Source organism: Kribbella endophytica, assembly GCF_054781295.1.
On the sequence record NZ_BAAGUR010000003.1, the window covers coordinates 589,639 to 614,640 of the forward strand.

23 protein-coding genes are annotated in these 25,002 nt (G+C 69.8%); 13 read left to right on the forward strand and 10 right to left on the reverse strand.

Annotated elements, in window-relative coordinates:
• Positions 1 to 9 precede the first annotated feature (9 nt).
• Positions 10 to 1,308: an aminoglycoside phosphotransferase family protein gene (locus ACYVIO_RS29045; protein ID WP_460654090.1), complete on the forward strand. Its 1,299-nt coding sequence runs from the start codon at positions 10 to 12 to the stop codon at positions 1,306 to 1,308.
• Here ACYVIO_RS29045 and ACYVIO_RS29050 read toward each other — a convergent pair.
• The 3 genes from ACYVIO_RS29050 to ACYVIO_RS29060 are packed head-to-tail and all read right to left on the reverse strand — an operon-like array spanning position 1,301 to position 3,833.
• Positions 1,301 to 2,104: an ABC transporter permease gene (locus ACYVIO_RS29050; RefSeq protein WP_460654091.1), complete on the reverse strand. Its 804-nt coding sequence runs from the start codon at positions 2,102 to 2,104 to the stop codon at positions 1,301 to 1,303. The genes ACYVIO_RS29045 and ACYVIO_RS29050 overlap by 8 nt on opposite strands.
• Complete coding sequence (locus ACYVIO_RS29055) at positions 2,104 to 2,886, reverse strand: ABC transporter permease (protein ID WP_460654092.1); 783 nt, start codon at positions 2,884 to 2,886, stop codon at positions 2,104 to 2,106. Before ACYVIO_RS29055 ends, ACYVIO_RS29050 begins: the two co-directional genes overlap by 1 nt.
• Positions 2,886 to 3,833, reverse strand: a complete 948-nt coding sequence (locus ACYVIO_RS29060) for an ABC transporter ATP-binding protein (protein WP_460654093.1) — start codon at positions 3,831 to 3,833, stop codon at positions 2,886 to 2,888. The genes ACYVIO_RS29055 and ACYVIO_RS29060 overlap by 1 nt, the downstream gene beginning before the upstream one ends.
• A gap of 135 nt (positions 3,834 to 3,968) precedes the next feature.
• On the opposite strand from ACYVIO_RS29060, the gene ACYVIO_RS29065 reads away from it, so the two are divergent.
• Positions 3,969 to 4,571, forward strand: coding sequence for a DUF642 domain-containing protein (locus tag ACYVIO_RS29065; RefSeq protein ID WP_460654094.1), 603 nt, complete (start codon positions 3,969 to 3,971; stop codon positions 4,569 to 4,571).
• Positions 4,572 to 4,588: 17 nt separating this feature from the next.
• Here the strand turns inward: ACYVIO_RS29065 and ACYVIO_RS29070 are convergent, their stop codons facing one another.
• A complete protein-coding gene (locus ACYVIO_RS29070) occupies positions 4,589 to 5,347 on the reverse strand; it encodes an SDR family oxidoreductase (protein WP_460654095.1) in 759 nt (252 codons plus the stop codon).
• A gap of 118 nt (positions 5,348 to 5,465) precedes the next feature.
• On the opposite strand from ACYVIO_RS29070, the gene ACYVIO_RS29075 reads away from it, so the two are divergent.
• The 5 genes from ACYVIO_RS29075 to ACYVIO_RS29095 all read left to right on the forward strand — a co-directional run bounded on the left by ACYVIO_RS29075 (position 5,466) and on the right by ACYVIO_RS29095 (position 9,587).
• Positions 5,466 to 5,996, forward strand: a complete 531-nt coding sequence (locus tag ACYVIO_RS29075; protein ID WP_460654096.1) for a MarR family winged helix-turn-helix transcriptional regulator — start codon at positions 5,466 to 5,468, stop codon at positions 5,994 to 5,996.
• The gene (locus tag ACYVIO_RS29080; protein ID WP_460654097.1) at positions 5,993 to 7,603 is read left to right on the forward strand and encodes an MDR family MFS transporter; all 1,611 of its coding nucleotides are present in this window, start codon (positions 5,993 to 5,995) and stop codon (positions 7,601 to 7,603) included. Before ACYVIO_RS29075 ends, ACYVIO_RS29080 begins: the two co-directional genes overlap by 4 nt.
• A gap of 172 nt (positions 7,604 to 7,775) precedes the next feature.
• A complete protein-coding gene (locus tag ACYVIO_RS29085) occupies positions 7,776 to 8,432 on the forward strand; it encodes a nucleotidyl transferase AbiEii/AbiGii toxin family protein (RefSeq protein WP_460654098.1) in 657 nt (218 codons plus the stop codon).
• 25 nt (positions 8,433 to 8,457) lie between these two features.
• Positions 8,458 to 8,814 carry a hypothetical protein gene (locus tag ACYVIO_RS29090; protein ID WP_460654099.1) on the forward strand — a complete coding sequence of 119 codons (357 nt, stop codon included), beginning with the start codon at positions 8,458 to 8,460 and terminating at the stop codon, positions 8,812 to 8,814.
• On the forward strand, positions 8,814 to 9,587 hold the full coding sequence (locus ACYVIO_RS29095; protein WP_460654100.1) for a nucleotidyl transferase AbiEii/AbiGii toxin family protein: 774 nt from the start codon (positions 8,814 to 8,816) through the stop codon (positions 9,585 to 9,587). The genes ACYVIO_RS29090 and ACYVIO_RS29095 overlap by 1 nt, the downstream gene beginning before the upstream one ends.
• A 12-nt stretch (positions 9,588 to 9,599) precedes the next feature.
• Here ACYVIO_RS29095 and ACYVIO_RS29100 read toward each other — a convergent pair whose 3' ends face one another.
• The 3 genes from ACYVIO_RS29100 to ACYVIO_RS29110 all read right to left on the reverse strand — a co-directional run bounded on the left by ACYVIO_RS29100 (position 9,600) and on the right by ACYVIO_RS29110 (position 14,163).
• Positions 9,600 to 10,877, reverse strand: coding sequence for an AI-2E family transporter (locus ACYVIO_RS29100; RefSeq protein WP_460654101.1), 1,278 nt, complete (start codon positions 10,875 to 10,877; stop codon positions 9,600 to 9,602).
• Between the two features lie 27 nt (positions 10,878 to 10,904).
• Positions 10,905 to 12,287: a glutamate mutase L gene (locus tag ACYVIO_RS29105; RefSeq protein WP_460654102.1), complete on the reverse strand. Its 1,383-nt coding sequence runs from the start codon at positions 12,285 to 12,287 to the stop codon at positions 10,905 to 10,907.
• 721 nt (positions 12,288 to 13,008) lie between these two features.
• The gene (locus tag ACYVIO_RS29110; RefSeq protein WP_460654103.1) at positions 13,009 to 14,163 is read right to left on the reverse strand and encodes a cystathionine gamma-synthase; all 1,155 of its coding nucleotides are present in this window, start codon (positions 14,161 to 14,163) and stop codon (positions 13,009 to 13,011) included.
• 183 nt (positions 14,164 to 14,346) lie between these two features.
• Between ACYVIO_RS29110 and ACYVIO_RS29115 the strand changes: the two genes are divergently transcribed.
• Complete coding sequence (locus tag ACYVIO_RS29115) at positions 14,347 to 14,928, forward strand: hypothetical protein (protein WP_460654104.1); 582 nt, start codon at positions 14,347 to 14,349, stop codon at positions 14,926 to 14,928.
• Between the two features lie 8 nt (positions 14,929 to 14,936).
• A complete protein-coding gene (locus ACYVIO_RS29120) occupies positions 14,937 to 16,160 on the forward strand; it encodes a hypothetical protein (protein WP_460654105.1) in 1,224 nt (407 codons plus the stop codon).
• Between the two features lie 99 nt (positions 16,161 to 16,259).
• Here ACYVIO_RS29120 and ACYVIO_RS29125 read toward each other — a convergent pair whose 3' ends face one another.
• A complete protein-coding gene (locus ACYVIO_RS29125) occupies positions 16,260 to 16,841 on the reverse strand; it encodes a TetR/AcrR family transcriptional regulator (protein ID WP_460654106.1) in 582 nt (193 codons plus the stop codon).
• A 90-nt stretch (positions 16,842 to 16,931) separates the two neighbouring features.
• Between ACYVIO_RS29125 and ACYVIO_RS29130 the strand changes: the two genes are divergently transcribed.
• Together ACYVIO_RS29130 and ACYVIO_RS29135 are read left to right on the forward strand one after the other, a co-directional pair.
• Positions 16,932 to 19,091 (forward strand): MMPL family transporter, encoded by a 2,160-nt coding sequence (locus tag ACYVIO_RS29130; RefSeq protein WP_460654107.1) that lies wholly within the window; start codon positions 16,932 to 16,934, stop codon positions 19,089 to 19,091.
• A 126-nt stretch (positions 19,092 to 19,217) separates the two neighbouring features.
• Positions 19,218 to 20,306, forward strand: coding sequence for an NAD(P)/FAD-dependent oxidoreductase (locus ACYVIO_RS29135; RefSeq protein WP_460654108.1), 1,089 nt, complete (start codon positions 19,218 to 19,220; stop codon positions 20,304 to 20,306).
• Positions 20,307 to 20,365: 59 nt separating this feature from the next.
• Here the strand turns inward: ACYVIO_RS29135 and yczE are convergent, their stop codons facing one another.
• Positions 20,366 to 21,043 (reverse strand): membrane protein YczE, encoded by a 678-nt coding sequence (yczE, locus tag ACYVIO_RS29140; RefSeq protein WP_460654109.1) that lies wholly within the window; start codon positions 21,041 to 21,043, stop codon positions 20,366 to 20,368.
• Positions 21,044 to 21,105: 62 nt separating this feature from the next.
• Between yczE and yczR the strand changes: the two genes are divergently transcribed.
• Together yczR and msrA are read left to right on the forward strand one after the other, a co-directional pair.
• Positions 21,106 to 22,551: a MocR-like transcription factor YczR gene (gene yczR / locus ACYVIO_RS29145; protein WP_460654110.1), complete on the forward strand. Its 1,446-nt coding sequence runs from the start codon at positions 21,106 to 21,108 to the stop codon at positions 22,549 to 22,551.
• An 87-nt stretch (positions 22,552 to 22,638) separates the two neighbouring features.
• On the forward strand, positions 22,639 to 23,277 hold the full coding sequence (gene msrA, locus ACYVIO_RS29150; RefSeq protein ID WP_460654111.1) for a peptide-methionine (S)-S-oxide reductase MsrA: 639 nt from the start codon (positions 22,639 to 22,641) through the stop codon (positions 23,275 to 23,277).
• Between the two features lie 50 nt (positions 23,278 to 23,327).
• Here the strand turns inward: msrA and ACYVIO_RS29155 are convergent, their stop codons facing one another.
• Positions 23,328 to 24,866, reverse strand: a complete 1,539-nt coding sequence (locus ACYVIO_RS29155; protein ID WP_460654112.1) for an amidase — start codon at positions 24,864 to 24,866, stop codon at positions 23,328 to 23,330.
• Positions 24,867 to 25,002 lie beyond the last annotated feature (136 nt).

The following is a 25,002-nucleotide window of genomic DNA, read 5'->3' on the forward strand; positions in this document are numbered from 1 at the left end:
GCTTCCCAGATGCCCGAGCCGAGTACGACGATCGCCGCGGTCCTGCTCGACAGCGACGGCCTTCACCGACTGCCCGACGTGCAGGTCCCCGGCAACGTGTGGTTCTTCGACGTCGAAGCCGTGCTTCAGACAGTCCGGTCCGAGCTCGGTGTCGACGCGACAGTGCTCACCTGCCTCGGCCGCAGCCCCGGCCAGATCGACTACTTGCTGAGGAGCACGGGCACGAGCGGCGTCGGGCGAGCGACGCCGAGTCCGTCCGGCGACTTCGCGCAGACCCCTACCGATGACCCACTCGTCGCAGCAGCTCGGGCCCACCTCGCACTTCCCCACGACTACCCCCTGACCCCTGCCTGGACGCAACCGAGCTGGTACGCCGAAGCGCTGGCCTGGATCGATCAGCACATCGAACGAACCGGTTCGCCGACCCAGGTCCGCTCCTGGGGGTTGTCCAACGTGCTGCGCGTCCCGACCAGCTCCGGCGACGTGTACTTCAAGGCCCTCCTCCACAGCGGCACCGTCGTACCGGATCGGCCTGATGCTTCCCCGCTGCTGTTCGCCCACGAGCCGCGGCTGCTCGACCAGCTTTCGGCCGCGCGGCCAGGTGAGGTGGTCCGCCCGATCGCGATCGACGAGGACCGGGTGTGGCTGCTGCTGCCCGACCTCGGCGCACCGCTCGCGCAGCAGACCGAGCTGGACCTCTGGGTCGACGCACTGGAATCCCATGCCCGGCTGCAGCGCAGCCTCACGGAATCGCCGGACGACCTGCTCGCCATGAGCTGCGTCGACCGCCGGCTCGGAACTCTCGCGGGCGAGCTCAACCGCCTGTTCGGCCCGAACCCGGTGACCGCCCAGCTCAGCACCGAAGAGCGCGAGCAACTGCCCGCCCTGTCGAAGGACCTGCGGGACTCCACCGACGAACTCGCCGCGATCGGCATCCCGGAGACCCTGCTCCACGGCGACCTCCACGCCGGCAACATCGCCGTACGGGACGGCCTACCGATCGCCTTCGACTGGACCGACGCCGCAGTGTCGCACCCGTTCCTCGACCTGGTCACCTTCGTCGGCGACCGGTCCGAACTGTCGCGGTCGCCTCGAGTCACGGACGCCTACCTCGCTGTCTGGCAGGACTTCGCACCGCTCCCGGCCCTGCGCCGCGCGCTCGACCTGGCCGACCGGCTCGGCGCACTGCACCAGGCGATCACCTCGTTCCACCTCGCCGACAACGTGTCCGGCCCGAGCCGCGACGCCATGTACCGAGGCGGCGCCCAGTGGATCCGCAAGCTGCTGGGCGTTCCCGCTGCTACTTGAGCAGCAGCTTGCCCAGGCGGCGGGAGGCGACGTACATGCCGGCGGTGCCCATCGCGATCAGGTAGAGCGCGTTGATCAGCAGGGTCCAGCTGACGGTGCCGGTGGTGAGCGCGCGTTCGAGCGCGACGCCCTGGTAGAGCGGGGTGATCTCGACCAGCCAGCGGATCGCGCCGGGGTAGGTCTCGATCGGGTAGAACGTCGCCGAGAACAGGAACATCGGCATCGTCGCCAGCTGCACGAACTCGAAGTCCTGCCAGCTGCGCATGAACGTCGTCATCGCCATCCCGGCGCCGGCGAACGCGTACCCGATCAGGACCGCGGCCGGCAGCGCGAGCAGCGCCCACCACGACTCGACCAGGCCCATGATGAGCATCACGACGATGAACGCGGCCGAGTAACAGGCGCCGCGGAGCAGCGCCCAGGTCACCTCGCCGGTCGCGACGTCCCACGGCCGCAGCGGCGTGGCCAGCATCGAGTCGTACAGCCGGGCGTACTTCATCCGGAAGAAGATGTTGTACGTCGAGTCGAAGATCGCGCCGTTCATCGCCGAGCTGGCCAGCATCGCCGGCGCCACGAACGCGGCGTACCCGATCGTGCTGCCGTCGCCGAGCGTGAAGTCGCCGACCAGCTGGGCGACGCCGACGCCGATCGAGAGCAGGTAGAAGACCGGCTCGAAGAAGCCGGACACGAAGACGATCCAGGACCGCCGGTAGACCAGGAAGTTGCGCTCGACCAGGTGCCGGCCGTTGCCGAAGCGGACCGGCAGCGGCACCACGCGCGCGGTGAGAGTGGCCATCAGCTGATCAACCTCCGGGTCAGGCCGCGCACCGCGAACCACGTCCCGACGACGAACCACGCCGCCAGGTAGGCCACGTTGCCGAGCGCCGCGAGCGGGTCGACCGTGCCCAGGCTCAGGTCACGCGACAGCTCGACGCCGTGCCACAGCGGGCTCAGGTAGGCCAGCCACTCGATCCAGTTCGGCAGCTGCGAGACCGGGAAGAACGCGCCCGAGAACAGGAACGCCGGGACGACACCGAACCGGAAGATCATCGCGAAGCCCGAGTCGTTCTCCAGCCGAGTCGCGACCGCGCAGACCGGAGCCGACGCGGCCATCCCGACCAGCAGCGCGACCGGCAGCCCGAACAGTCCCCACGGCGTCGCCAGCCCGTCGAACAGCGCGATCACCACCAGGAACACCGTGCACGTGGTCAGCACCCGGAACGCGACGAACGCGAGCTGCCCGTACATCACGTCGGCCGGCCGCAACGGCGTGGCGATCATCGAGAAGTAGAACTTCTGCCACTTGATCCCGCCCATCACCGGGTACGTCGACTCACCGACCGCGATCTGCAGCGCGGTCGCCGCGAGCAGGCCGGGCGCGATGAACTGCAGGTAGCTGATCCCGCCGAGCGCGCCGCTCCCGTTGTCGTCGACGAACGAGCCGAGGCCGATGCCCATCGCGGCCAGGTAGAGCAGCGGCAGCAGGAAACTGCTGACCAGGCTGCCCTTCCAGGTGCGCTTGTAGACCGTCGCCCAGTAGTCGAACTGGCGGCGGCCGTTCTCCAGCACGACGCTCATCAGTCCACCAGTGTCCGGCCGGTCAGCCGCAGGAACACGTCCTCGAGCGTCGAACGCCGTACCAGTACGGCGGCCGGCTGCAGGCCGCGCTCGTGCACCGCGGCAACCGTGCGCTCACCGTCGTCGGTGTAGAGCAGCAGCCGGTCGGGCAGCACCTCGATCCGCTGCGCCAGATCCGCGACCTTGCCGGCCAGCGCGTCGTGATCGGCCGACATCACCTCGGGCCCGAACCGCAGCTCGGTCACCTCACGCGTCGAGTAGTCCCGGATCAGCTCGTACGGCGAACCTTCGGCCGCGATCAGCCCGGCGTCCATCACCACCAGCCGGTCGCAGAGCTGCTCGGCCTCGTCCATGTAGTGCGTCGTGATGATGAGCGTGACCCCGGCCTGCTTGAGCCGGAACAGCTTGTCCCACAACAGATGCCGCGCCTGCGGGTCGAGCCCGGTCGTCGGCTCGTCGAGCAGCAGCAGGTCCGGCTTGCTGACCAGCGACCGCGCGATCGTCAGCCGCCGCTTCATCCCGCCCGACAGCTCGTCGACCTTCACCTTCGCCTTGTCCGTCAGCGCGACGAACTCGAGCAACTCGTCCGCCCGCTCCCGGCAGTCGGCCCTGCTGAGCCCGAAGTACCGCCCGTAAACAGTCAGGTTCTCGTGCACCGACAGCTCCGTGTCGAGCGTGTCGTCCTGCGGACACACCCCCAGCCGCGCCCGGATCGCCGGCCCGTCGGTCGCCGGATCCATCCCCAGGATCCGCAGCTCCCCACCACTGACCGGCGACACCGCCCCGATCATCCGCATCGTCGAGGACTTCCCCGCCCCGTTGGGCCCCAGGAAGCCGAACGCCTCGCCCTTGACGACGTCCAGGTCGATCCCCCGCACCGCCTCGAACGCGCCGTACGCCTTCGTCAGCCCGCGCGCCCGAACCAGAGACTCCCGCTGCTCACTCACCCCACGACCCTAGACCGCCCCACCGACAACTTCTTGTCGATTTGCCCCACGCCGTCTCCCCGCGCCGATCGCGGAGCGTGACCGCACACTGACTGTTAGGACCCGTCCGTCCTTTCTGCCTGGGGAGGCTCTGCTATGCCCAAGTTCCGCCGTACGACGTTCCTGCTCGCCCTGTCCACCGCGCTCGTCGCCCTGACCGCGTCACCGGCCTCGGCCACTCCCGTCTTCGCCAACGGTTTCGAGGACCCGGTGCTCACCGTCGAGTTCCGCGGCTACGTCGCCGGCCAGAGCTTCGGCGGCTGGAACGTGACCGCCGGAAGCGTCGATCTGACCACCGACTGGCAGAACGCCGAAGGCCGCCAGTCCCTCGACCTCAACGGCTCGGGCCCGGGAGCGGTCGCGCGGTCGTTCCCGACCCAGCTGCTGACGACGTACAAGGTGACGTTCGCGGTGGCGGGCAACTCCGAGGGACCGCCCACCGTGAAGAGCGGCCGGGTCACGGTGAACGACCAGCAGGTCGACGCCTTCACCTTCGACGTCACCGGCAAGTCCAACGGCAACATGGGCTGGACCTACCGCTCCTTCTACTTCACCAACCTCCTGAACAGCTCCGCGACGCTGAAGTTCGCCGGCACCTCACTCCAGGCCTGGGGCGCAGTCGTCGACGATGTCAAGGTGGACAGCTGCCTGCTCGTCCTCTGCCCCGCCTCGGCCTCGCAGGTCAACCGGATCAGCTGAAGCCTGGACGCCGGTCGCTACCCGCGGCCGGCGTACGGCATGCCGGCGGCCATCACCGTGAGGGTCGGTACGGCGACCGAGGTCGGGAGGAGGGCGACGCGGGCGACGAAGTCGGCGACGATCCTGGGGTCAAAGGTGGGCTCGACGGCGATCGTGCCGTCGGGCTGGAGGACGCCTTGTTCCATGCGTTCGGTCATCGCGGTGGCGGCGTTGCCGATGTCGATCTGGCCGGCGGTGATGTTGTGCGGGCGGCCTTCGAGCTCGAGGCCCTTGGTCAGGCCGCTGATCGCGTGCTTGGACGCCGTGTAGGCGATCGCCTGCGGCCGCGGGACGTGGGCCGAGATCGAGCCGTTGTTGATGATCCGCCCGCCCTTCGGATCCTGCCGCAGCATCAGCGCGTACGCCGCCTGCGCGCACAGGAACGAGCCGGTCAGGTTCGTGTCGACGACCGCGCGCCAGGCGTCCTCGTCGACCTCCTCGATCGGCGCGGCCGGCATGCCGGTGCCGGCGTTGTTCACCAGGACGTCGATCCGGGACAGGCTCGCGAAGAAGTCGCGGACCGCGGCGCCGTCGGTCACGTCCAGGACCGCCGTACGGACCTCGCCCACGCCGGCGTTCCCGACGGCGTCGATCTCCTCGGCGGCGGCCGCGGTCTCCCACAGCTTCGCCTCGGTCCGCCCGGTCACCGTCACCTGGAACCCGGCCGCCGCGAGGGCCAGCGCCATCTCCCGCCCGAGCCCGGACCCACCACCGGTGACCACCGCGATCTTCTGCATCCCCGACCCCAATCCACTCCGTGACCGCCAGACTACCCGCGGTTAATCGTTGGCCATCCGTCGCACATCCTAGGAAACTCATTTGCATGTATCACGCACGTATGTATATGCTTGCACCATGCATGTAAATGACGGGTACGCCCCGCAGACCCCGATCGAGGGGGTTCTGCACGCGTTCACCCGGATCGGGCGGCGGCTGAAGGCCAAGCAGCCCGGTGACTCGCTCGACCAGAGCGCCCACCTGGTGCTCTTCGTCCTGCGGTGCAACGGCGCGCTGCGACTGTCCGACCTGGCGAACAAGATGGAGATCGACGCCTCCACCGCCAGCCGGCACGTCCGGTCGCTGGAGCAGGCAGGTCTGGTCCAGCGCTCGGTCGACCCCGACGACGGACGCGCCTTCCGGGTCGAGCTGACCGCGCAGGGCACGGCCGAGTGGGAGGAGAACGCCCGCCGACGGATGGCGTTGCTCACCCAGGCCATGGAGGGCTGGTCCGAGCAGGACATCAAGAGTTTCGAGCAGTTGATGACGCGGTTCGCCGACGGCGTCGCGAACCTCACCGACGCACGCGACGACAAGGCCTGGGCCGACAAGGGCTGGGCCGCCGCCGCGCGACTGACCACCGAAGAGAACGTGGAGAGCACCAGATGAGCACCACCGAGCCCGCCGTCACCGGCGGCGCTGCGCCTGATCCGAACACTCCGAGCTACCTGTCCCACAAGCAGATCCTGGTCGTGCTCGGCGGCCTGATGGCCGGCATGTTCCTGGCGGCGCTCGACCAGAGCATCGTCGGGACCGCGCTGCCGCAGATCGTCAGCGAGTTCAACAGCCTCGACAAGCTGTCCTGGGTGGTCACCGCCTACCTGCTGACCTCGACGGCCTCGACGCCGCTGTGGGGCAAGATCTCCGACCTGTACGGCCGCCGTCCGCTGTTCATCGCGGCGATCGTCACCTTCCTGGCCGGCTCCGTGCTGGCCGCGCTGGCGCAGAACATCGAGATGCTGATCGGCTTCCGGGCCGTCCAGGGCCTCGGCGCCGGTGGTCTGATGTCGCTGGCCTTCGCCACCATCGGCGACGTGATCCCGCCGCGCGAGCGCGGCAAGTACATGGGGTACTTCGGTGCCGTCTTCGGTCTGTCCTCGGTGGCCGGCCCGCTGCTCGGCGGTCTGCTCACCGACGGTCCCGGCTGGCGCTGGATCTTCTGGATCAACCTGCCGATCGGCCTGGTTGCCCTGGGCATCGTCGGCGCCGTGCTGAAGCTGCCGCACGTGAAGCGGTCGCACAAGATCGACTACCTGGGCGCCGCCGTGGTCACCGCCGCGGTCACCACCTTGTTGCTGGCCGTCTCCTGGAGCGGTCCGGACAACGGCTGGGGCTCGGCCACCACGGTCGGCCTGCTGGTCGCGGCCGTCGTACTGGCTGTCGCCTTCGTCTTCGTCGAGCTGCGGGTCTCCGAGCCGATCATCCCGATGGACCTGTTCAAGGGCCGGATCTTCGCCGGGTACGCCGGGTTCGCGTTCCTGCTCGGTTTCGCGATGTTCGGTGCGCTGATCTTCCTGCCGCTGTACCTGCAGGCGGTCAAGGACCTGTCCCCGACGCGCTCCGGGCTGGCGCTGCTGCCGATGATCGTCGGTATCTTCAGCGCCTCGATCCCCAGCGGTCAGCTGATGAGCAAGACCGGTCGCTACAAGATCTACCCGATCATCTCGGCGGTCCTGGTCGGCGGCGCGATGGTGATGCTGTCGACGCTGAGCATGAGCACGCCGTACTGGCAGCTCGCGATCTACATGTTCGTGATGGGTTCCGGACTGGGCCTGTCGATGCAGATCACCGTCACCGCGGCGCAGAACAGCGTGCCCCGCAAGCACATGGGCACCGCGACCTCGACGATGACGTTCTTCCGCTCGATGGGTGGCGCGATCGGCACGGCCGTGTACGGCGCGGTGCTGACCAGCCGGCTCACCGACCACCTGGGCGACATCGTCCCGAACACGGCGCAGAACATGGTCGGCATGCTGGCCAAGGCGGCCAACAGCGTCCAGGCCCTGCACGCGCTGAAGGAGCCGATGAAGGGCTGGGCCCTGCTCGGCCTGGTCGAGGCGATGGGCGACGTGTTCCTGGTCTCCCTGCCGTTCCTCGCGATCGCCCTGGTGATCGCGATCATCACCCCGGAGCAGCGCCTGGCCGGTCGCGACGAGGCACCGAAGGACGGCGAGGAGCCGAACCTCGAGGCCTCCGCAGCCGCCTCCATGCACTGATCCCAGCGCCACTCAGCAGCCGCCCCCGGGACGTCCCGGGGGCGGCTGTTTGGTACCGACCGACAGGACGAGTCCGTCGGCAACGCCGGCCCGCGCGGCATGTCGCGGCGTGTCGTGGCTCGCTGGGCCGAGACGTCCTGTCGCTCGGTACCGCTTGCGGCAGACTGTCCGGGTGGACGAACTGCAGACCCGGATGGCGACCGTCGGCCTGCGGGCGCTGGCCGAGGACGGCTTCGTGCTGGCCGGCGGGTACGCGCTGCGGGCGCACGGATTCGGGACGCGGTCGTCGGACGACATCGATCTGTTCACCGATCAGCTGGACACCGAGCGGTTCGCCGCGGCGGTCGCGCGGCTGGTCGCGGCGTACCGGGCGGACGGGCTGAAGGCCGAAGTCGTCCGGCAGGCGCCGCTGTTCGCCCGCGTCGTGGTGGGCGACGAGGCCAAGGCCGATCTCGGTGCCGATCTGCGGCAGTTCCCGCCGGTGCGGATGGAGGTCGGGCCGGTGCTGGCCGAGCAGGACGCGGTCGGTTCGAAGGTCGGGACCGTCTACACCCGGCTCGAACCTCGCGACTTCATGGACGTCCAGGCCGTTCTCGACAGCGGCCGCTACGACACCGACGCGCTGCTCGCACTCGCCGACCGGCGTGAGGTGACCCCGCTCGATCGCCCGATGTTCGCCGGTCAGCTCCGCGCCGGGAGCCGACTGCCCGAGGCCGGGTTCGCCCGGTACGGCGCCACGCCTGACCTGATCGCGAGAATCCGCAGTACGGCGAACGAGTGGGCCGAGCAGCTCGGCCGCGCCGACGACAGCCGCCGCGCCGTCACCTGATCCGGTCCTCGGTGACAATGGGCGGATGAACGAGCCGCACCGGACCCAGCCCGGAGACCTGCACGCGACGCGGATCCCGTACGTCGTACCGGACTCCCTCGACCAGCTCACCGGGCCCCGGTCCGGGCGGGTCGAGCTGCCGGTTCCGATCGACTGGAGCCCGAAGTCCGGGTACGACCTCGGCGATCCCGACGACCGGATCCTGCTGTACACGACGGTGATCAGCGAGGCGGCGACGGTCGACGACCTGACCCGGTTCCTGAACAAGGACCTGCTGATCGAGCTCTGGCCGCAGCTGCGCCTCCCCCGGTACTGCGTCCGCCGGTGGCACACGGCGTTCCCGCGGCTGGCGGCGATCGGCGCGGGCGGAGTGTGGCAGTGATGGATCCCGATCACGAGCAGGTCGCCCGGATCGGGCTGGCTGCGGTGCGGGACCAGGGCTATGCGCTGGCCGGCGGGCACGCGCTCGCGATGCACGGCATCGGGTCGCGGCCGTCCAAGGACGTCGACCTGTTCACCGACCAGCAGCAGACGGATTTCGGCCAGACCGTCGAGCGGCTGCGGGCGGCGTACGGCGAGCAGGGATACGACGTGAACGTCACCCGCCAGGCCGAGGAGTACGCGCAGGTCCAGCTCACCAAGGACGGCCGGACGACGCAGGTCGAGCTCGGCCGCGACTACCGCAGCCGGCCCGCGGTCGACTCGCCGGTCGGCCCGGTGATCTCGGTCCAGGACGCGGTGGGCTCGAAGGTCGGCACGGTCTACCAGCGCGGCGACGCGAAGGACTACGTCGACCTGCAGGCTGCCGCGCAGTCCGGATACACCCACGACCAGTTGCTCGAACTCGCTGACGAGCGCGAGGCGTCACCCATGGACCGGGGCATGTTCGCCGAGCAGCTCGACTTCGCCTCGAGGATCCCCGACGCGCAGTACGCCCAGCAGGGCCTGAGCCCTGACCAGATCGCCGGCCTGAAACAGGACATGAGCGGCTGGGCCCAGGAGCTCCGCACGCGCGCGGCGAACCCGGACATCGACAACGGCATGCGCCTGATGCAGACCGGCTCCAGCCGACAATCCCCCGGCCGTGGCAGCCAGTCCGGCGCGACGGCGTACCAGCCGCCGGAGCAGTCCCCGGACCGAGGCCGAAACCTCTAGTACGACGTACGGTCAGCCGTCGGTGACCGGGGTTTCGGCTGGTGGTCGGCGTCTGACGGGTCTGCGAGGGATCGGACGTGGCGGTTCGGGATCGACGTCGTTGCCTGCCAGGTGATTGACGATCGTGTTGAGCACCGCGGCCGTCGGCACCGCGATCAGTGCCCCTACGATCCCGGCGACGATCACGCCCGTCGCGATCGACAGGATCACCGCCAGCGGGTGCACGCTCACCGCCCGCCCGAGCAGGAACGGCTGCAGCACGTGCGCTTCCAGCTGCTGTACGCCGATCACGACCGCGAGCATGATCACCGCGACGATCGGGCCCTTGGCAACCAACGCCACCAGTACGGCGACACAGCCGGACACCAGCGCACCGACCACAGGGATGAACGCGCCGACGAACACCAGGATGCCGATCGCGCTGACCAGCGGCAGCCCGAGGATCGCGGCACCGAGCGCGATCCCGATCGCGTCCACCGCGGCGACGATGATCGTCGCGCGGACGAACGCGGTCAGCGAGACCCAGGCCTTGCGCCCGGACGAGTCGGCCTTGTCGCGCGCCTGCCGCGGGAACAGCCGGACCAGCCAGGCCCAGATCTGCTCACCCTGGTACAGGAAGAAGAACAGGCAGAACAGCGCGATGAACAACCCTGCGACGACGTGCGTCGCGGTGGTCCCGACCTCGGCGGCCCGCTGCCCGATCGCGCCGCCGGACATGACGGTTTCGCGCAGCCGGTTCAGCGCGTCGGTGATGTCGGCGTCGGTGACGTTCAGGTTGATCCGGGCCAGGTCGCGCAGCTTCTGCACACCTTCGCCGACCTGCGTCGACAGGTTCTCGAACTGGGTCGCGATCTGCGTCCCGACCAGCGTGAGCAACCCGGCCACCAGCACGATCGTGAACACCACGGTGATCCCGGCCGCCGGTCCGCGCGCGAGCTTCAGCTTCTGCAGCCCGTTGGTCACCGGGATGAGCAGCGCGGTGAGCAGGATGCCGACGGTCACCGGTACGACGACCTCGGACAGGTACCGCATCGCGTACGCGATCACCAGGACGGCGGCCACCACGACCAGGAACCGCCAGGCCCAGGCGCTGGCGATCTGCATGCCCGGCGTCACACCGGTGTCGACCGGCCCGCGGCTCGATGCCACGACCAGGTGGTCAGCCTTGTCGGGGACGACGGTGTCGCTGGTCCCCTCGGCGACCTCGTTGTCGGCGACCGGACTCGGCGCGTCGCGCCCAACCTCCGGTACGTCGGACCGCTCTTGCTCCGGCTTCTCCGGATCGCTCATGGCACCTCCCCAGGCTTGCTCCTGACCCTAGTGCCCGCCGGGGAGCGATCCATGTAGGTCCGCGCCCACGCGGCGCGCTAGTCCTTCGGCTGCCACGGGGTCCACCTCGGCCAGCAGCCCCACACCTGCGAGCACGTAGTCCTTGTCGACGCAGACCTTCGCGGTCGTCGGCACCAGCCAGCCCTCCTCCTGCGCGCCCACGCCCACGGACCCAAGGATCCGCTCGGCCACCTCAGGCCCGTTGTGCCGCAGCACTCCCCCGGACCCGACCAGCAGGTCCACCTCGCGCAGATCCTTCCCCGACCGCTCGATCACGCGCCCGCCCGGACCGAACACGACCCGCTGCCGCCCCGCATGCCGTCTCAGAGCAACGGTCGCCGCCACACTTGCCAGCACTTCGTCGTACGCCGCTTCCGCTGGCGAGTCCGGCAAGTACGCCGGATCGTCATGCCTTCGGCCGGCTGCGTCTCGCAGCTCTTTCCGCTCTTCGATCAGTCCGGCCTCAACCCCCGCAGCCACCACAGGCACCGCACTCCACCGCATCCCCAGATCGCCCTCGACCGTGCGCGTCACCGGGTGCGTCGCGACGACCTCGCGCCCCAGGTTCGCGTCCTCCGGATCGAGCTCGATCACCGAGTGCACGTCCGTCGTAGCACCGCCGATGTCGACCACCGCAACATCCCCGTGCAACCCAGCGAGCACCTCGACACCGCGCAGTACGACATCAGGCGTCGCCGCCCGAACCATCCGCGCGAACGCCGGGTCCTTCGACAGGTTCTTCCCGCCGATCACGTGCGCCAGGAACATCTCCCGGATCGCCGCCCGCGCCGAGTCCGGAGCGAACACCCCGATCTCGGGCACCACGTTGTCCGCCAGCACCGACGGCACTCCCCCACCGGCCAGCAAGCCCGCAACCTCGTCCCGGGCCTCAATGTTGCCCGCAGCAACCACAGGCTTGCGCCACTTGTACTTCGCCAGTACGCCGGCCGCTCCGGTCAGCACCGCGGAGTTCCCGCCGTCGGTCCCACCCAGCAGCAGTACGACGTCCGGCTTCTCCGCCCGCAACGCCTTCACCGAGCCGGCCGTCAACCCACCACTGACCACAGCCACAACCCGCCCACCACTGGACAACGCAACCCGCCGCCCAGCCTCGGCAGTCACCAGCTCTTCATTCCCCACCACGGCAATCCGCAGCCCACCCCCCGCAGAAGAACAAGCCAAAACCTCAGCCCGCTCCACCCCACGGTCCACGCCAACCAGTTGCTCCCGACAAGCAAACCACCCGTCGAGCACATCCGTCCCGACCGTGGTCCGATGCTCGGCCCGAGCCACCAGGTCCCCCGAGCCCGCATCCACCACGATCGCCTTGGTAAACGTCGACCCGAAGTCAACCGCCACCACCAACGCCATCTCTACCGCCCCATCCAGAAACCGGTACGACGAACACCACACGCCAGCCCATCAACACTCACGCCCGCGAACCCACCACCACTCACGCTCGCGCACCCACGCCCAGGCACCCAGCACCACTCACGCCCGGGGACCCAGCACCCGGCACCTCCGGGCACACCGCGCCCATCCATGTATTTCCCGGCCGCCGCAGCCTCAGTCCCCGCACCAACGCGCGGCACCCATCGCCACCCACGCCCGGGGACCCGGCACCCGGCACCTCCGGGCACCCAGCACCACTCACACCGGGGCACCCCAGCACCACTCAACATCTTTCCCGGCCGCCGCAGCCTCAGCCCCCGCGACCTCCCCGGCCGCATCGCCACCGACCTCACAACCCTCTCCGGCGCACCACTGCAGCCGCCTCCCGCACCGCCGGAGGCAGGGGACAGTACGCAGCGCCCCCGCACCAACGCCCGGCACCCAGCACCACCCACACCCGGGCACCCAGCACCACTCACTCCCGGGGACCCGGCACCCGGCACCTCCGGGCACCCAACACCACTCACGCCCGGGCACCCAGCACCGCTCAACATCTTTCCCGGCCGCCGCAGCCTCAGCCCCCGCGACCTCCCCGGCCGCATCACCGCCAACCCCAAGCCCCGCGGACGACCCGGGCCCCACGCACGACCGACGGTGCGACTCGCTGCCGACAGCAACGAGTCGCACCGCGGGGCAAGCATCACGCCATGGCGCGGTCGAGGTCCTGGAGGAGGTCGTCGATGGTTTCGATGCCGACGCTCAGGCGGATCAGATCCGCAGGGACCTCCAGCGGAGTGCCCGCGACCGACGCGTGCGTCATCTTGCCCGGGTGCTCGATCAACGACTCCACACCACCGAGGGACTCGCCCAGCGTGAAGACCTCGGCCTTGTTGCAGATGTCGAGGGCGTGCTGCTCGCCGCCGCTGACCCGGAACGACACGATCCCGCCGTACCGCTTCATCTGCTTGGCGGCGGTCTCGTGACCGGGGTGACCCTCGACGCCCGGGTACAGCACCGACGTCACCGCGGAGTGCCGCTGCAGGAACTCGACGACCTTCTCGGCGTTGTCGCTGTGCCGGTCCATCCGGACGCCGAGCGTCTTGATTCCGCGCAGCACCAGCCACGCGTCGAACGGCCCGGCGACCGCGCCGATCGCGTTCTGGTGGAAAGCGATCTTGTCGGCCAGCTCCGCGTCGCGGACGATCAGCGCACCACCGACCACGTCGGAGTGCCCGCCCATGTACTTGGTGGTCGAGTGCACGACCACGTCCGCGCCGAGCTCCAGCGGCTGCTGCAGGTACGGCGAGGCGAAGGTGTTGTCGACGACCAGCAGCGCGCCGGCGTCGTGGGCGATCTGCGCGACGATCGCGATGTCGGCGACGTTCAGCAGCGGGTTGGTCGGGGTCTCCAGCCAGACGACCTTGGTCTTGCCCGGGCGGATCGCGGCGCGGATCGCCTCCGGGTGGGTGACCGCGGCCGGCGTCATCTCGACGCCCCAGGCGCCGAGCACCTTGGAGAACAGCCGGAACGTGCCGCCGTACGCGTCGTCGGGGAAGACCACGTGGTCACCGGGAACGCACAGCGACCGGATCAGCGTGTCCTCGGCGGCCAGACCGCTGGCGAACGCGAACCCGCGCTTGCCGCCCTCGATCGCGGCCAGACACTCCTCGAGCGCGGTCCGGGTCGGGTTCGCCGACCGGGAGTACTCGTAGCCGCCGCGCAGCCCGCCGACACCGTCCTGCTTGTAGGTGCTCGTCGCATAGATCGGCGGCACCACCGCACCGGTGGTCGGGTCGGGCTCGTTGCCGGCATGAATAGCAAGCGTCTCGAAGCCGTACTGGTCGTTGATCTCCACCGAACCAGCGTACGGCCTGGTCCCATCCGTTCCCGAATCGTGCCCTAGATGCTGTGGACAACTGTCGTCCGGAGTGCCGGGTCCGGTACTGCACGAACCTGCAGGACGGGGCTGTGGACAACGGATTGGCCATGACCCTCGATCGCACCTAAATTTGCTCGGGTTGAGTGAAAGGGATGCGGGATGAAGACGCAGGACAGGCCGCTGGACGAGGACGACCTGGCGATGGCCGACTTCGCCGAGGTCCAGGACTGGACCGCTGTGGCCGGGCCGGACAGCGACGCCACCGGGCCCGCCGTGGTGACCGCGCTGGTCAACCGCGTGATGGCGGCGACCGGCTGGACGCCGTGGGACCTGGAGCCGGGCGAGACGATCGACGAGTCGTCGGCGTCCTGGGGCTTCACGACCGGGCGCGGTACGACGATGGTCGTGTTCGACGGGCTGGTGTTCTCCGACTGCCGCAACTCGGGCTGGTCGGCGTACCAGATCGGCCCGGACGACATCGCCGACGCCGAGGCCGGGCTCGACGAGCACTGGCCCGCGCACCTCGCCCTGGCCCGCAAGCACTGGGGCGAACCGGACTACCTCGGCGACGAGGCCGGTCCGGACTTCCTCGACGAGTGGGCACCGGGCGCCGGCGCGGACCGCCGGCACCTGGCGGTCTGGCTCCGGCCGGGTGCGCAGCTCCACCTGTTCAGCAACAAGCCGACCAAGGATCCGCTGACTCCGGCGGTGGGCGTCAACTACGCGGTCTACATCGACTAGGAGATCTGATGAGCACACCGAACGAGGGTCCTGGGCTGCAGTGGACGCAGGGTGACGTCGCCGGCGCCGCCCGTGCGCTGTCCGAGCTGAACGCCCGCGAGCAGCAGGCGCTGGGCCGCGTGATCCGCGCGGCGGCCGCCGTCGGCCCGATCATCAACGGCGTCGCGCGCGGCATCCGCGTGATCCGGCAGACCATGACGCGGCTGAGCGAGCGTGCCGTGCAGCTGGCGAGCGCGGGTCGTGCGCTGGGCCAGACCGCGGTGGGCAATGTGCGTCAGACCGCCAGCAACGTCAGCGAGCGTACGTCGAACCGCGCCACCGAGCTGGGCCAGCAGGCGAGCGAGGCGGTCGGTCGTGCGCGGGACGGCGCCCTGAACGCCCGCGACTGGACGGTCGACCAGACCGTCGGCATGACCCAGCGCGCTGCCGAGGGCCTGAGCGCCGCCGGCCGCGGCGCCGCCAACGCGGGCCGCGCGGTCGTCGAGGCCGGTCAGAACGCTGGTCGCGCGGTCGCAGACGCGGGTCGGTCGGCCGTCGCCACCGGCCAGGACCTCGCGGGTCGCGCCGCTGACGCGGGCCGTCAGGGTCTCGCTGCTGGTCAGGAACTCGCAGGTCGTGCCGCGGAGGCGGGCCGTCAGGGCCTCGCTGCTGGTCAGGAACTGGCCGGTCGTGCCGCTGACGCGGGCCGTCAGGGGCTCGCCGCCGGTCAAGCCGCTGCCGGTCAGGCCGTGGCGGCCGGTCAGGCTGCCGCTGGGCGCGCGGGTCGTTGGTTCAACCAGCAGGTCAGCCGCGGTGCCGCCAAGGCCAGTGCGTCCCTGGCCGGTCTCGCTGCCCGTCGCTCCGACCCGACGCTGACCTCGCCGGACCAGAAGCTGCAGAAGCGCGACGTCCTCCTGGCCCAGAAGGCCGCCGAGCTCTTCACCTCCCCCGACAACCAGCGCGCCGCCAAGGCCGCCGAGCTCGCCGCGTTCATCCAGAACGAGTACGGCGGCGAGCAGAAGGTCAACCTCGAGAAGTCCGGCGGCCCCGAGCAGTCCGTCGACGCCGGCGCCCGCACCACGGCCGCGTCCCACCAGATGGCCTGGGTCCTCAACGCCAACAAGCCGGCCACCGAGATGCGCGCCCCAGGCGCCACCGGCGAGCAGCCCACCAGCACCCAGGGCGAGCAGGCCACCGGCCGTCACACCAAGAAGGAAGGCCCCAACCAGAACGGCCCCTCCATCGGCGGCTGACCCACCAGCACCAGGGGCGAGCCCGAGCACCCGCTCGAGCTCGCCCTTCTGCTTGCCCCAGCACACAGCACCAGCTCGGGCGACCCGTCGTACAGAAGTTCAAGCAGGAAGGTTGCGGCGCCCGGAGAGTACGGCGGTTGCCGCCTCCAGCAGGGTCTGGCGGAGCTCGGCGTCACCCAACTGGGCGGGCTCGAGGCCTGAGGACATCACCGCGCCGACCACCTCGACGGCAGCGGCGGCGAGGACGCGGTCGCGGGGCTCCGGGTCAGGCCCGGCCAGCCACAGCTGGAAGGCGCGGCTGCGCGCGATCAGATCCTCGAGGTCGTCACCGAAGGCCGCGAGGATCGCCGCGATGTCGCGCAGGACGGTCGGCCCGGTCCCCCGGTGCTTGATCACCACGTCCAGGTAGTCGCTGAGCAGCAGCTGCTCGGACTCCAGCGACCACGGAACCGTCTCGGCCCGCAGCAGCACCTCGTTCATGTCGTCGAAGAACGTCCCGATGATCGCCTTCAGCAGGTCCTGCTTCGACGAGTAGTGGTAGTACAGCGACGCCTTGGTGATGCCGACCTGCTCGGCGATCTCCCGCAGGCTGGTCTTCTCGTACCCCTGCCCGCTGAACAGCTCGAGCGCCGCCTGGTGGATCTCGCCCTTGGTGTCGCGGGTCCTCGTCTCGTGCTGCATGTCACCACTTTCTCACTTTGCCTGCCTACCGTGCGGCAGGTAGTCTACCAACCGACCGGCAGGTAGACAGCGCGGCAGAAGGGGCTCCCCGTGTTCAACCGACTCGGACGATTCGTCGTCCACCACCCGTGGAAGGTGATCGCCGCCTGGGTGATCGCGGCGGTCGCCGTGCTCGCCTTCGCGCCGACGCTCGCCGACGTCACCAGCAAGGACCAGGCCAGCTTCCTGCCCGACTCCTACGAGTCGGTCCAGGCGCAGAAGCTGGCGGCCGACGCGTTCGGCCAGACCAACGACGCGACCGCGAGCATCGTGGTCAAGCGGTCCGGCGGCGGGGAGCTGACCGCGGCCGACCAGGCCGAGGTGACCGGCCTCGCGAAGGCCATCACCGACGCGAAGATCGACCGCGTCACCGCCGCGATCACCGGCCCCCAGGCGCTCTCGCCGAACAAGCAGGTCCAGCTGGTCAGCGTCGGCCTCAAGGGTCTCGCCGACGACCAGGCCGTGCTCGACGCCGTACAGAAGGTCCGTGATGTCACCGGGCCGGCGCTCACCGACAGCGGACTGCAGTACGGCGTGACCGGCGACGCCGCGCTCTACCTGGACAACCAGGACGCCTTTGAGAACGCGTTCGTGGTGGTCGGGATCGCGACCCTCGTCCTGATCGTCGGCCTGCTGCTGTTCATCTACCGCAGCCCGGTCGCTGCCCTGCTGCCGATCCTCACCGTCGGTCTGGTCAGCGCGATCGCGCCCGGACTGATCGCCCTGGCCGCCAAGGCGTTCGACCTGCAGGTCACCCAGGACCTGCAGACGATCCTGACCGTCGTCCTGTATGGCGTCGGCACCGACTACATCCTGTTCCTCCTCTTCCGGTACCGCGAACGCCTGCGCGCCGGCGAGGAGCCGAAGCAGGCCCTGATCACCGCGGCCGGCCGGGTCGCCGAGGTGATCGTCTCCGCGGCCGGCGCGATCGTGGTCTCGTTCAGCGCGCTGCTGCTGGCCGTGTTCGGCGGGTTCAAGAGCCTCGGCCCGGGCCTGGCGATCGCCGTCGCGGTGATGGCGTTCGCGGCGATCACGCTGATCCCGGCGGTCGTCTCGCTGCTCGGCCCGAAGGTGTTCTGGCCGTCGAAGTCGTGGCAGAAGACGCCGAAGGGCGCGATGTTCAAGCGCTTCGGCAAGTTCACCGCCAAGCGCCCGGCCGTGGTCGCGACGATCTCCGGCGGCATCATGGTCGCGCTCGCGCTCGGCACGCTCGGCATGAAGATCGACTACGACGCGTTCGCCCAGCTGCCGGCTGACACCGAGTCGTCCCGCGCGATCAAGGACCTGCAGACCGGCTTCCCCGCCGGCGCGCTCAACCCGACGACCGTCTACGTGAAGAGCACCGACGGCAGCCCGCTCGACCCGACCGAGCTCAAGCAGTACGCCGGAAAGCTCGCGCAGGTCGACGGCGTCGGCGCGGTCCTGCCCGCCTCGGCCGACGGCTCCCCCGCGTTGCTGAACGGCGACAAGACCGTTGCCCAGATCAACGTCGTACTGGACGGCGCGCCGTACGCGGCCGAATCCCTCGACCTGGTCGACGGCGCCCTGAAGGACGCGGCGCACGCCGACGCACCCGCCGGTACGACGACCTTGCTCGGCGGCGTGACCTCGTCGTACACCGACATCCGCGACGCGAACAGCCGCGACCTGTCGGTGATCTTCCCGGTCGCCGGCGGCCTGATCGCGATCATCCTCGCGCTGCTGCTGCGCAGCCTGCTGGCGCCGCTGGTGCTGATGATCGCGGTGGTGCTCAGCTTCTTCAGTACGACGGGCGCCACGGTCCTGGTCTTCCAGGGCGCCGCGGGGCACGCCGGGGTGTCGTTCTCGCTGCCGATCATGCTCTACCTGTTCGTCGTTGCCATCGGCACCGACTACAACATCCTGATGATCGCCCGGCTGCGCGAGGAGGCCGAGGAAGGCACCGATCCACGGACCGCGGCCGACCTCGCGATCGAGCACGGCGGACCGTCGGTCGCGGCGGCCGGTCTGATCCTGGCCGGCACGTTCTCCTCGCTGATGCTGGCCGGGATGGCCTTGCTCACCGAGATGGGCTTCTCGGTCGCCGTCGGGATCGCGATCTCCGCGTTCGTGATGTCGATCTTCCTGGTCCCGAGCGTCACCGCCCTGCTCGGCACGAAGGCGTGGTGGCCGCGCAAGCTGAAGACCAAGCAGCCGCTGGAAGAGGACCGCACCTTGGAGCCGGTCGGCTGACGTTCAGAGCCGCAGGCTGAGGGGTCCTGCGCAGCGAGGCCCGGACCGTTGATGGTCCGGGCCTTGCTGTGTCCTCGGTCGATATTCGGTGTCGTGACGATGTCCTTACCTGTTAGAACACAAGGCATGGCGGAGCGCAGCATTGTCGTGGTCGGCGCCGGGATCGTCGGTGCGTCGCTGGCGTACCACCTGAGCGGGCAGGGGCGACCGGTCACGTTGATCGACGCCGGCCTGCCGGGTTCGGGTGTCACGCGGTCTTCCTTCGCGTGGATCGGTCGACCGGTCAGCAGCGATCGCCCCTCGGCGCCGCTGCGCTACCTCGCGCTGGACGAGTACCGGCGGCTCGAAGCGGAGCTTCCCGGGCTGGCGATCCGCTGGACGGGTTCGCTGGTCTGGGACGGCTTCGACGACAACCCGGGGCCGAGCACGGACGACGTCGGTGGGTTGGAGCCGCACCTCGTCGATCCCCCGGCCGAGGCGGTTCACAACACTGGGGACGCGGCGTTCGATCCGGTCGCTGCTGCTGAGCTCCTGGTTGCCGGCGCGCGTGAGCGAGGCGCGCGGGTGTTGGTCGGTACGACGGTGACCGCCCTCGAACACCAAGCAGGCCAGGTGATCGGCGTACGGACAATTCCTGCGGTGACCGGCGAACCGACCGCTGGGACGACTCCTGCGGTGATCGGCGTACGGACGACCGCTGGGGCGATTCCCGCCTCGACCGTCGTACTGGCTGCTGGTACGGGCAGTGTCGCCCTGTGCGCCGGGGTCGGTGTCACGCTGCCCGTCGAGCCGTCGCCGGCGATCCTCGTCCGGTTGCGGGCGACGCCTGGGCTGGTGCGGGCGATCGTCGCGACGCCGGCGCTGGAGGCCCGGCAGCTGGACGACGGCACGGTTCTGGCTCCGACCGTCTACAGCGGCGAGACCGATCAGGCTGCGTTACTCGCGACCGCCCAGCGCGTCCGCGACCAGTTCGCCGCGCGCTTCCGCGGGGGCGACGACGCCGAGATCATCTCCGTCGAGGTCGGCTGGCGACCGATGCCCGTCGACGACGAGCCGATCATCGGTGCGCCGAGCGGCACTCAGGGCCTGTACGTCGCCGTGATGCACTCGGCGATCACACTGGCCGCCGCCGTCGGCCGACTCGCGTCCGGCGAGATCCTGACGGATCAGCCGGCCCCCGAGCTCGAGGGCTGCCGACCGACCCGCTTCGACTGAAGGAACTGGACGCGTCGCCGCCCGCGCTCCCAGGCGCTGTCCAGCGAGTCCCGCCTGTCCTAGGCCTTCACGCGTTCCGGCAGTCGCACGGTGAAGAGCGGCAGCAGGACGTGGACCAGCGGGCCGATCGCCAGCGCGTAGGCAACAGTCCCCAGCCCGACCACGCCGCCGAGCAGCCAGCCGACGGCGAGGACCGTCACCTCGATGCTCGTGCGGACCAGGCGCACGCTCAGACCGGTACGCCGTACAAGCCCCGTCATCATCCCGTCGCGCGGCCCCGGGCCGAACTGGGCGCCGATGTACATCGCCCCCGCGAGTGCGTTCAGCACGATGCCGCCGACGGTCAGGTAGAGGATCCGCACCCACAGCGCGTCCGGCGTCGGCACCAGCGACAGCGACAGGTCGGTGACCAGGCCGATCACGATGGCGTTGCTGATCGTTCCGAGCCCGGGCCACTGGCGCAGCGGGATCCAGAACAGCAGCACGACGAAGCTCATCGCGATCACCACCGTGCCGAAGGTCAGCGGCAGGTGCTCGGTGATGCCCGAGTGCAGCACGTCCCACGGGTCCAGGCCGAGGTGGCTCTCGATCATCAGGCCCATCGAGGCGCCGTAGAGGACCAGTCCGACGTACAGCTGAACCAGGCGGCGCGGGAGGCGGCCGGCCTTGAGCTGCTCGATCGGGTTCAGGGCGGCGAGCGTGCGCGGTGGCGTGGTGGGTTCAACGGTGGCGGTCACAGGATCCAGTTTGGACGCCAGTGGCCTGGTGATCGATAGCCAATTGAGCAATAGTGGACTGCATGACTGGCCAACAACTCCCCGCGAGCACCCTGAGCGGCCTGCTCGGAGCGTGGTCCGACAGCAACGGACCGGCGTACCGAGCCCTGGCCGAACGGCTCCGCCTGCTGATCGCGGACGGGCGGATCATGCCGGGCTCGCGACTGCCGAGCGAGCGCGAGCTGACCGACGCGCTCGGAGTCAGCCGTACGACGGTCGCTTCGGCGTACCGGGAACTGCGCGACCGCGGGTACCTGACCAGCCGGCGCGGCTCGGGCAGCGTCACCGCGCTGCCGTCGCGGATCGAGCCCGAGCTCGGCCGGCACCACGCGCCGGGGATCGACATGGACGGGCTGTACGACTTCACCTGCGCGGCTTCTCCCGCCGTACCGGGAATCAGTACGGCGGTTGCCGCCGCGATGGAGGACCTGCCGCACCACCTGGCCACGCCCGGGTATCACCCGCAGGGCCTGCCGGAGCTGCGCGAGGAGATCGCGGCGTCGTACGAGGCTCGTGGACTGCCGACGTCGGCAGACCAGATCATCGTCACGGCCGGCGCACTGGCGGCGACGTCGATCGCGATCCGGGCGATGACGCAGATCGGCGACCGGGTGCTGACCGAGAGCCCGACCCACCCGAACTCGGTCGACTCGATCCGGCGCAGCGGCGCGCGCGTCGTCGCGGCGCCGATGAGTCCCGGCGGCTGGGACCTTCCGTTGCTGGAGGCAACGATCAGGCAGACCGCGCCGCGGGCCGCCTGGCTGGTGGTCGACTTCCAGAACCCGACCGGGCGGCTGATGCCCGAGGCGGATCGGCAACGGCTGGCGATCGCGTTCGCCCGCAGCCGGACGACGGCGATCATCGACGAGACCCTGTACGAGCTGCCGCTGGACGGGCAGGAGATGCCGCCGCCGTTCGCGTCGTTCGACCCGGGTGGCGTGATCACGGTCGGGTCGGTGAGCAAGTCGTTCTGGGGCGGGCTGCGGATCGGCTGGCTGCGGGTGCCGGAGACGCTGGTCGCGCGGATCCTGGACGCGCGGGCGTCGATGGATCTCGGGGCGCCGGTGCTCGAGCAGCTGGTCGTCGCGCGGCTGCTGCGCGACAAGGCTTCGATTCTGCCGGAGCGGCGGGCCGGGCTGCGGGAGCGGCGGGACGCGCTGGCTTCGGCGTTGCGGTCGGTGCTGCCGGACTGGAAGTTCACGCTGCCCGGGGGCGGGCTGTCGATGTGGTGCGAGCTGCCGGCGGCGGTCGGGTCGTCGCTGGTCGGGGTCGCGCAGCGTAACGGCGTACTGCTGGTGGCTGGATCGCGGTTCTCGCCTGAGGGCGGGCTGGAGACGTTCATGCGGTTGCCGTACACGCAGGATCCGGACACGCTGCGTCACTCCGTGGAGCTGCTGGCGGCGTCGTACGGGCAACTCACCGAGCGCGGCCCGGCGGCCCGGCGTACGGCGTCCGCACTGATCGCCTGACGTCATCGCCACGTAATCCCCGGCGGGAAGGTTCGCTCCGGGGGCCGCGTTGAGACACTATGAAAGTCATTCTGCGAGAGGCGTGAGATGTCGTTCTTCAAGCGCAACACCGCTCTGGTCGAGCCTTCGGCCGCACTGCCCGGTCGCCAGGAGCCCGGCTACACCGTCCCGGCGGACAACATCGTGCTCGGTACGCCGCAGACGGCGCCGGTGCCCGACGGCTTCGAGGAAGTCTGGTTCGGCACCGGGTGCTTCTGGGGCACCGAGGAGATCTTCTGGCAGCAGCCCGGCGTCTACACCACCGCCGTCGGCTACGCGGGTGGGTACAGCCCCAACCCGACGTACGAGGAGGTCTGCACCGGCGGAACCGGCCACACCGAGGCCGTCCGCGTCGTCTACGACCCGACCAAGACCACCTTCACCGACCTGCTGAAGGTCTTCTGGGAGACGCACGACCCGACGCAGGGCATGCGCCAGGGCAACGACCTGGGCTCCCAGTACCGCTCCGCCGTCTACTACACGACCGACGACCAGCGTCTCGAGGCCGAGCGCACGCGCGACCTCTACGCCCCGGTCATCAAGCCCCGCGGCTACGGCGACATCACCACCGAGATCGCCCCGCTCGACTCGTTCTACTACGCCGAGGGCTACCACCAGCAGTACCTGGCCAAGAACCCCAACGGCTACAGGTGCCACAGCAACACCGGGGTCCCGTTCCCGGCCTGAGCTGAATCCTGGCAAGCGCCCGACCGTCTCGGTCGGGCGCTTGTCGCTGTTTAACTTGGTGCCTGAAAGCCGCCGAGCTGCTGCTCTAGGAGCTCGGCCAGCCGGAGCGGGGTGCGGTCCTCGAACATCGGGCCGATGAGCTGCACTCCTACCGGCAGGCCCTCTGGGGACAGACCCGTTGGTACGGCGGTGGCGGGCAGGCCAGGCATCGTGGCCAGGCCGGCCCAGACGAGCTGGTCGAAGTACGGGTACTCGACGCCGTCGATGTCGAGCCGGCGTTCCAGTACGTCGGGGTTGTGGTCGTGCGGGTACGCGGGGGTCGGCGTGATCGGGCACACCACGGCGTCGTACTCGGCGAAGAACTGCCGCCAGCCGTGGCGGTGGAGCTCGCGACGGTTGGTCGCCTGGATCCAGTCGCGGTGGCTCAGCACCATCCCGCGCAGGCGTGTCGCGTCGAGGCTCTGGTCGTCCGCGCTGAGGCCGGCGGCTTGGAGCTGCAGCTGTTCGTAGGCTTCGACGGGGAACCGGGCGACGGAGCCTGAGAATAGGAACTGCATGTAGAGCGTCCCGGATTCTGTGAGGTCGGGCAGCAGGCGAGCGCCTTGGTCCGCTCCGCTAAGCGGGGCGTGGAGTCCGACGCCACCTTGGCCAACTCCGCGTTCGACGCCTTGGCCCGGAGTGTGCCGGTCGACGCGGGCGCCGCCGGCGACCAGCGCGTCGGCCACTCGATTCACGCCCGCCCGTACGGCGGACCCGGTCGGGATGAGCGGATGATCCTCGATCACCAGGACCCGGAAGTCGCTGAGCCGCTCGTGGCGCGCGGGCGGCAGCTTCACGTCGTACGCGATGCCGTGCGTCAGCGGGTCAGGCCCGGCCATGACGTCGAGCAGGAGCGTGAGATCGCGAGCTGAGCGGGCCATCGGCCCAACGACGGCGAGGTCGAGATCGACCGGCAACGCCGGCCCCGGCGGCGCCACCATGCCGCGGGTCGCCGCCAGCCCGAGCGTCGGCTTGTGCGCGTAGATGCCGCAGAAATGCGCCGGCGTACGCAACGACCCAGCAAGATCCGATCCGATCGACAACGCCCCGAACCCCAACGCCAGCGCCGCCGCGGACCCACCGGACGACCCGCCCGACGTACGAGCGTCATCCCACGGATTGTTGGTCGTCCCATAGACCTCGTTGAAGCTCTGAATGTCCTGCAACCCCAACGGCACATTGGTCTTCCCCAGCACCACCGCCCCCGCGGCCTTCAACCGCGAAACCTGTACGGCGTCCTCAGCCGGTTCGAAGTCCCGCTGGTCCGGCATACCCCACGTCGTCGGCAACCCAACCACGTCGTAAGACTCCTTGACCGTCACCGGAATCCCCAGCAACGGCCGGTCCTCACCCCGAGCCCGCGCCTCGTCGGCCTCCCGCGCAGCAACCAGCGCCCGCTCGAAGTCCCGCACACAAACCGCGTTGACTACCTTGTCGTCCCGCTCGATCCGCCCAATCGCCTCCTCGGTCAACTCCACCGAGCTCACCGCCCCGGCCCGCAACCCAGCCGCCATCTCTCCAGCCGTCTGAAACTCCGTCTCCATCACCATGATCCCGACGCTAAAACCCCTTGAGGCAAGCCACAAAATGCCTTTCCACGCAACGGGATCGCCTTCCTCCGTTGCCCCCTGAAGCCACACATCAGCACGCACCGCAAGTTTCTGCGGATAGCCTGTCGGATCCTGG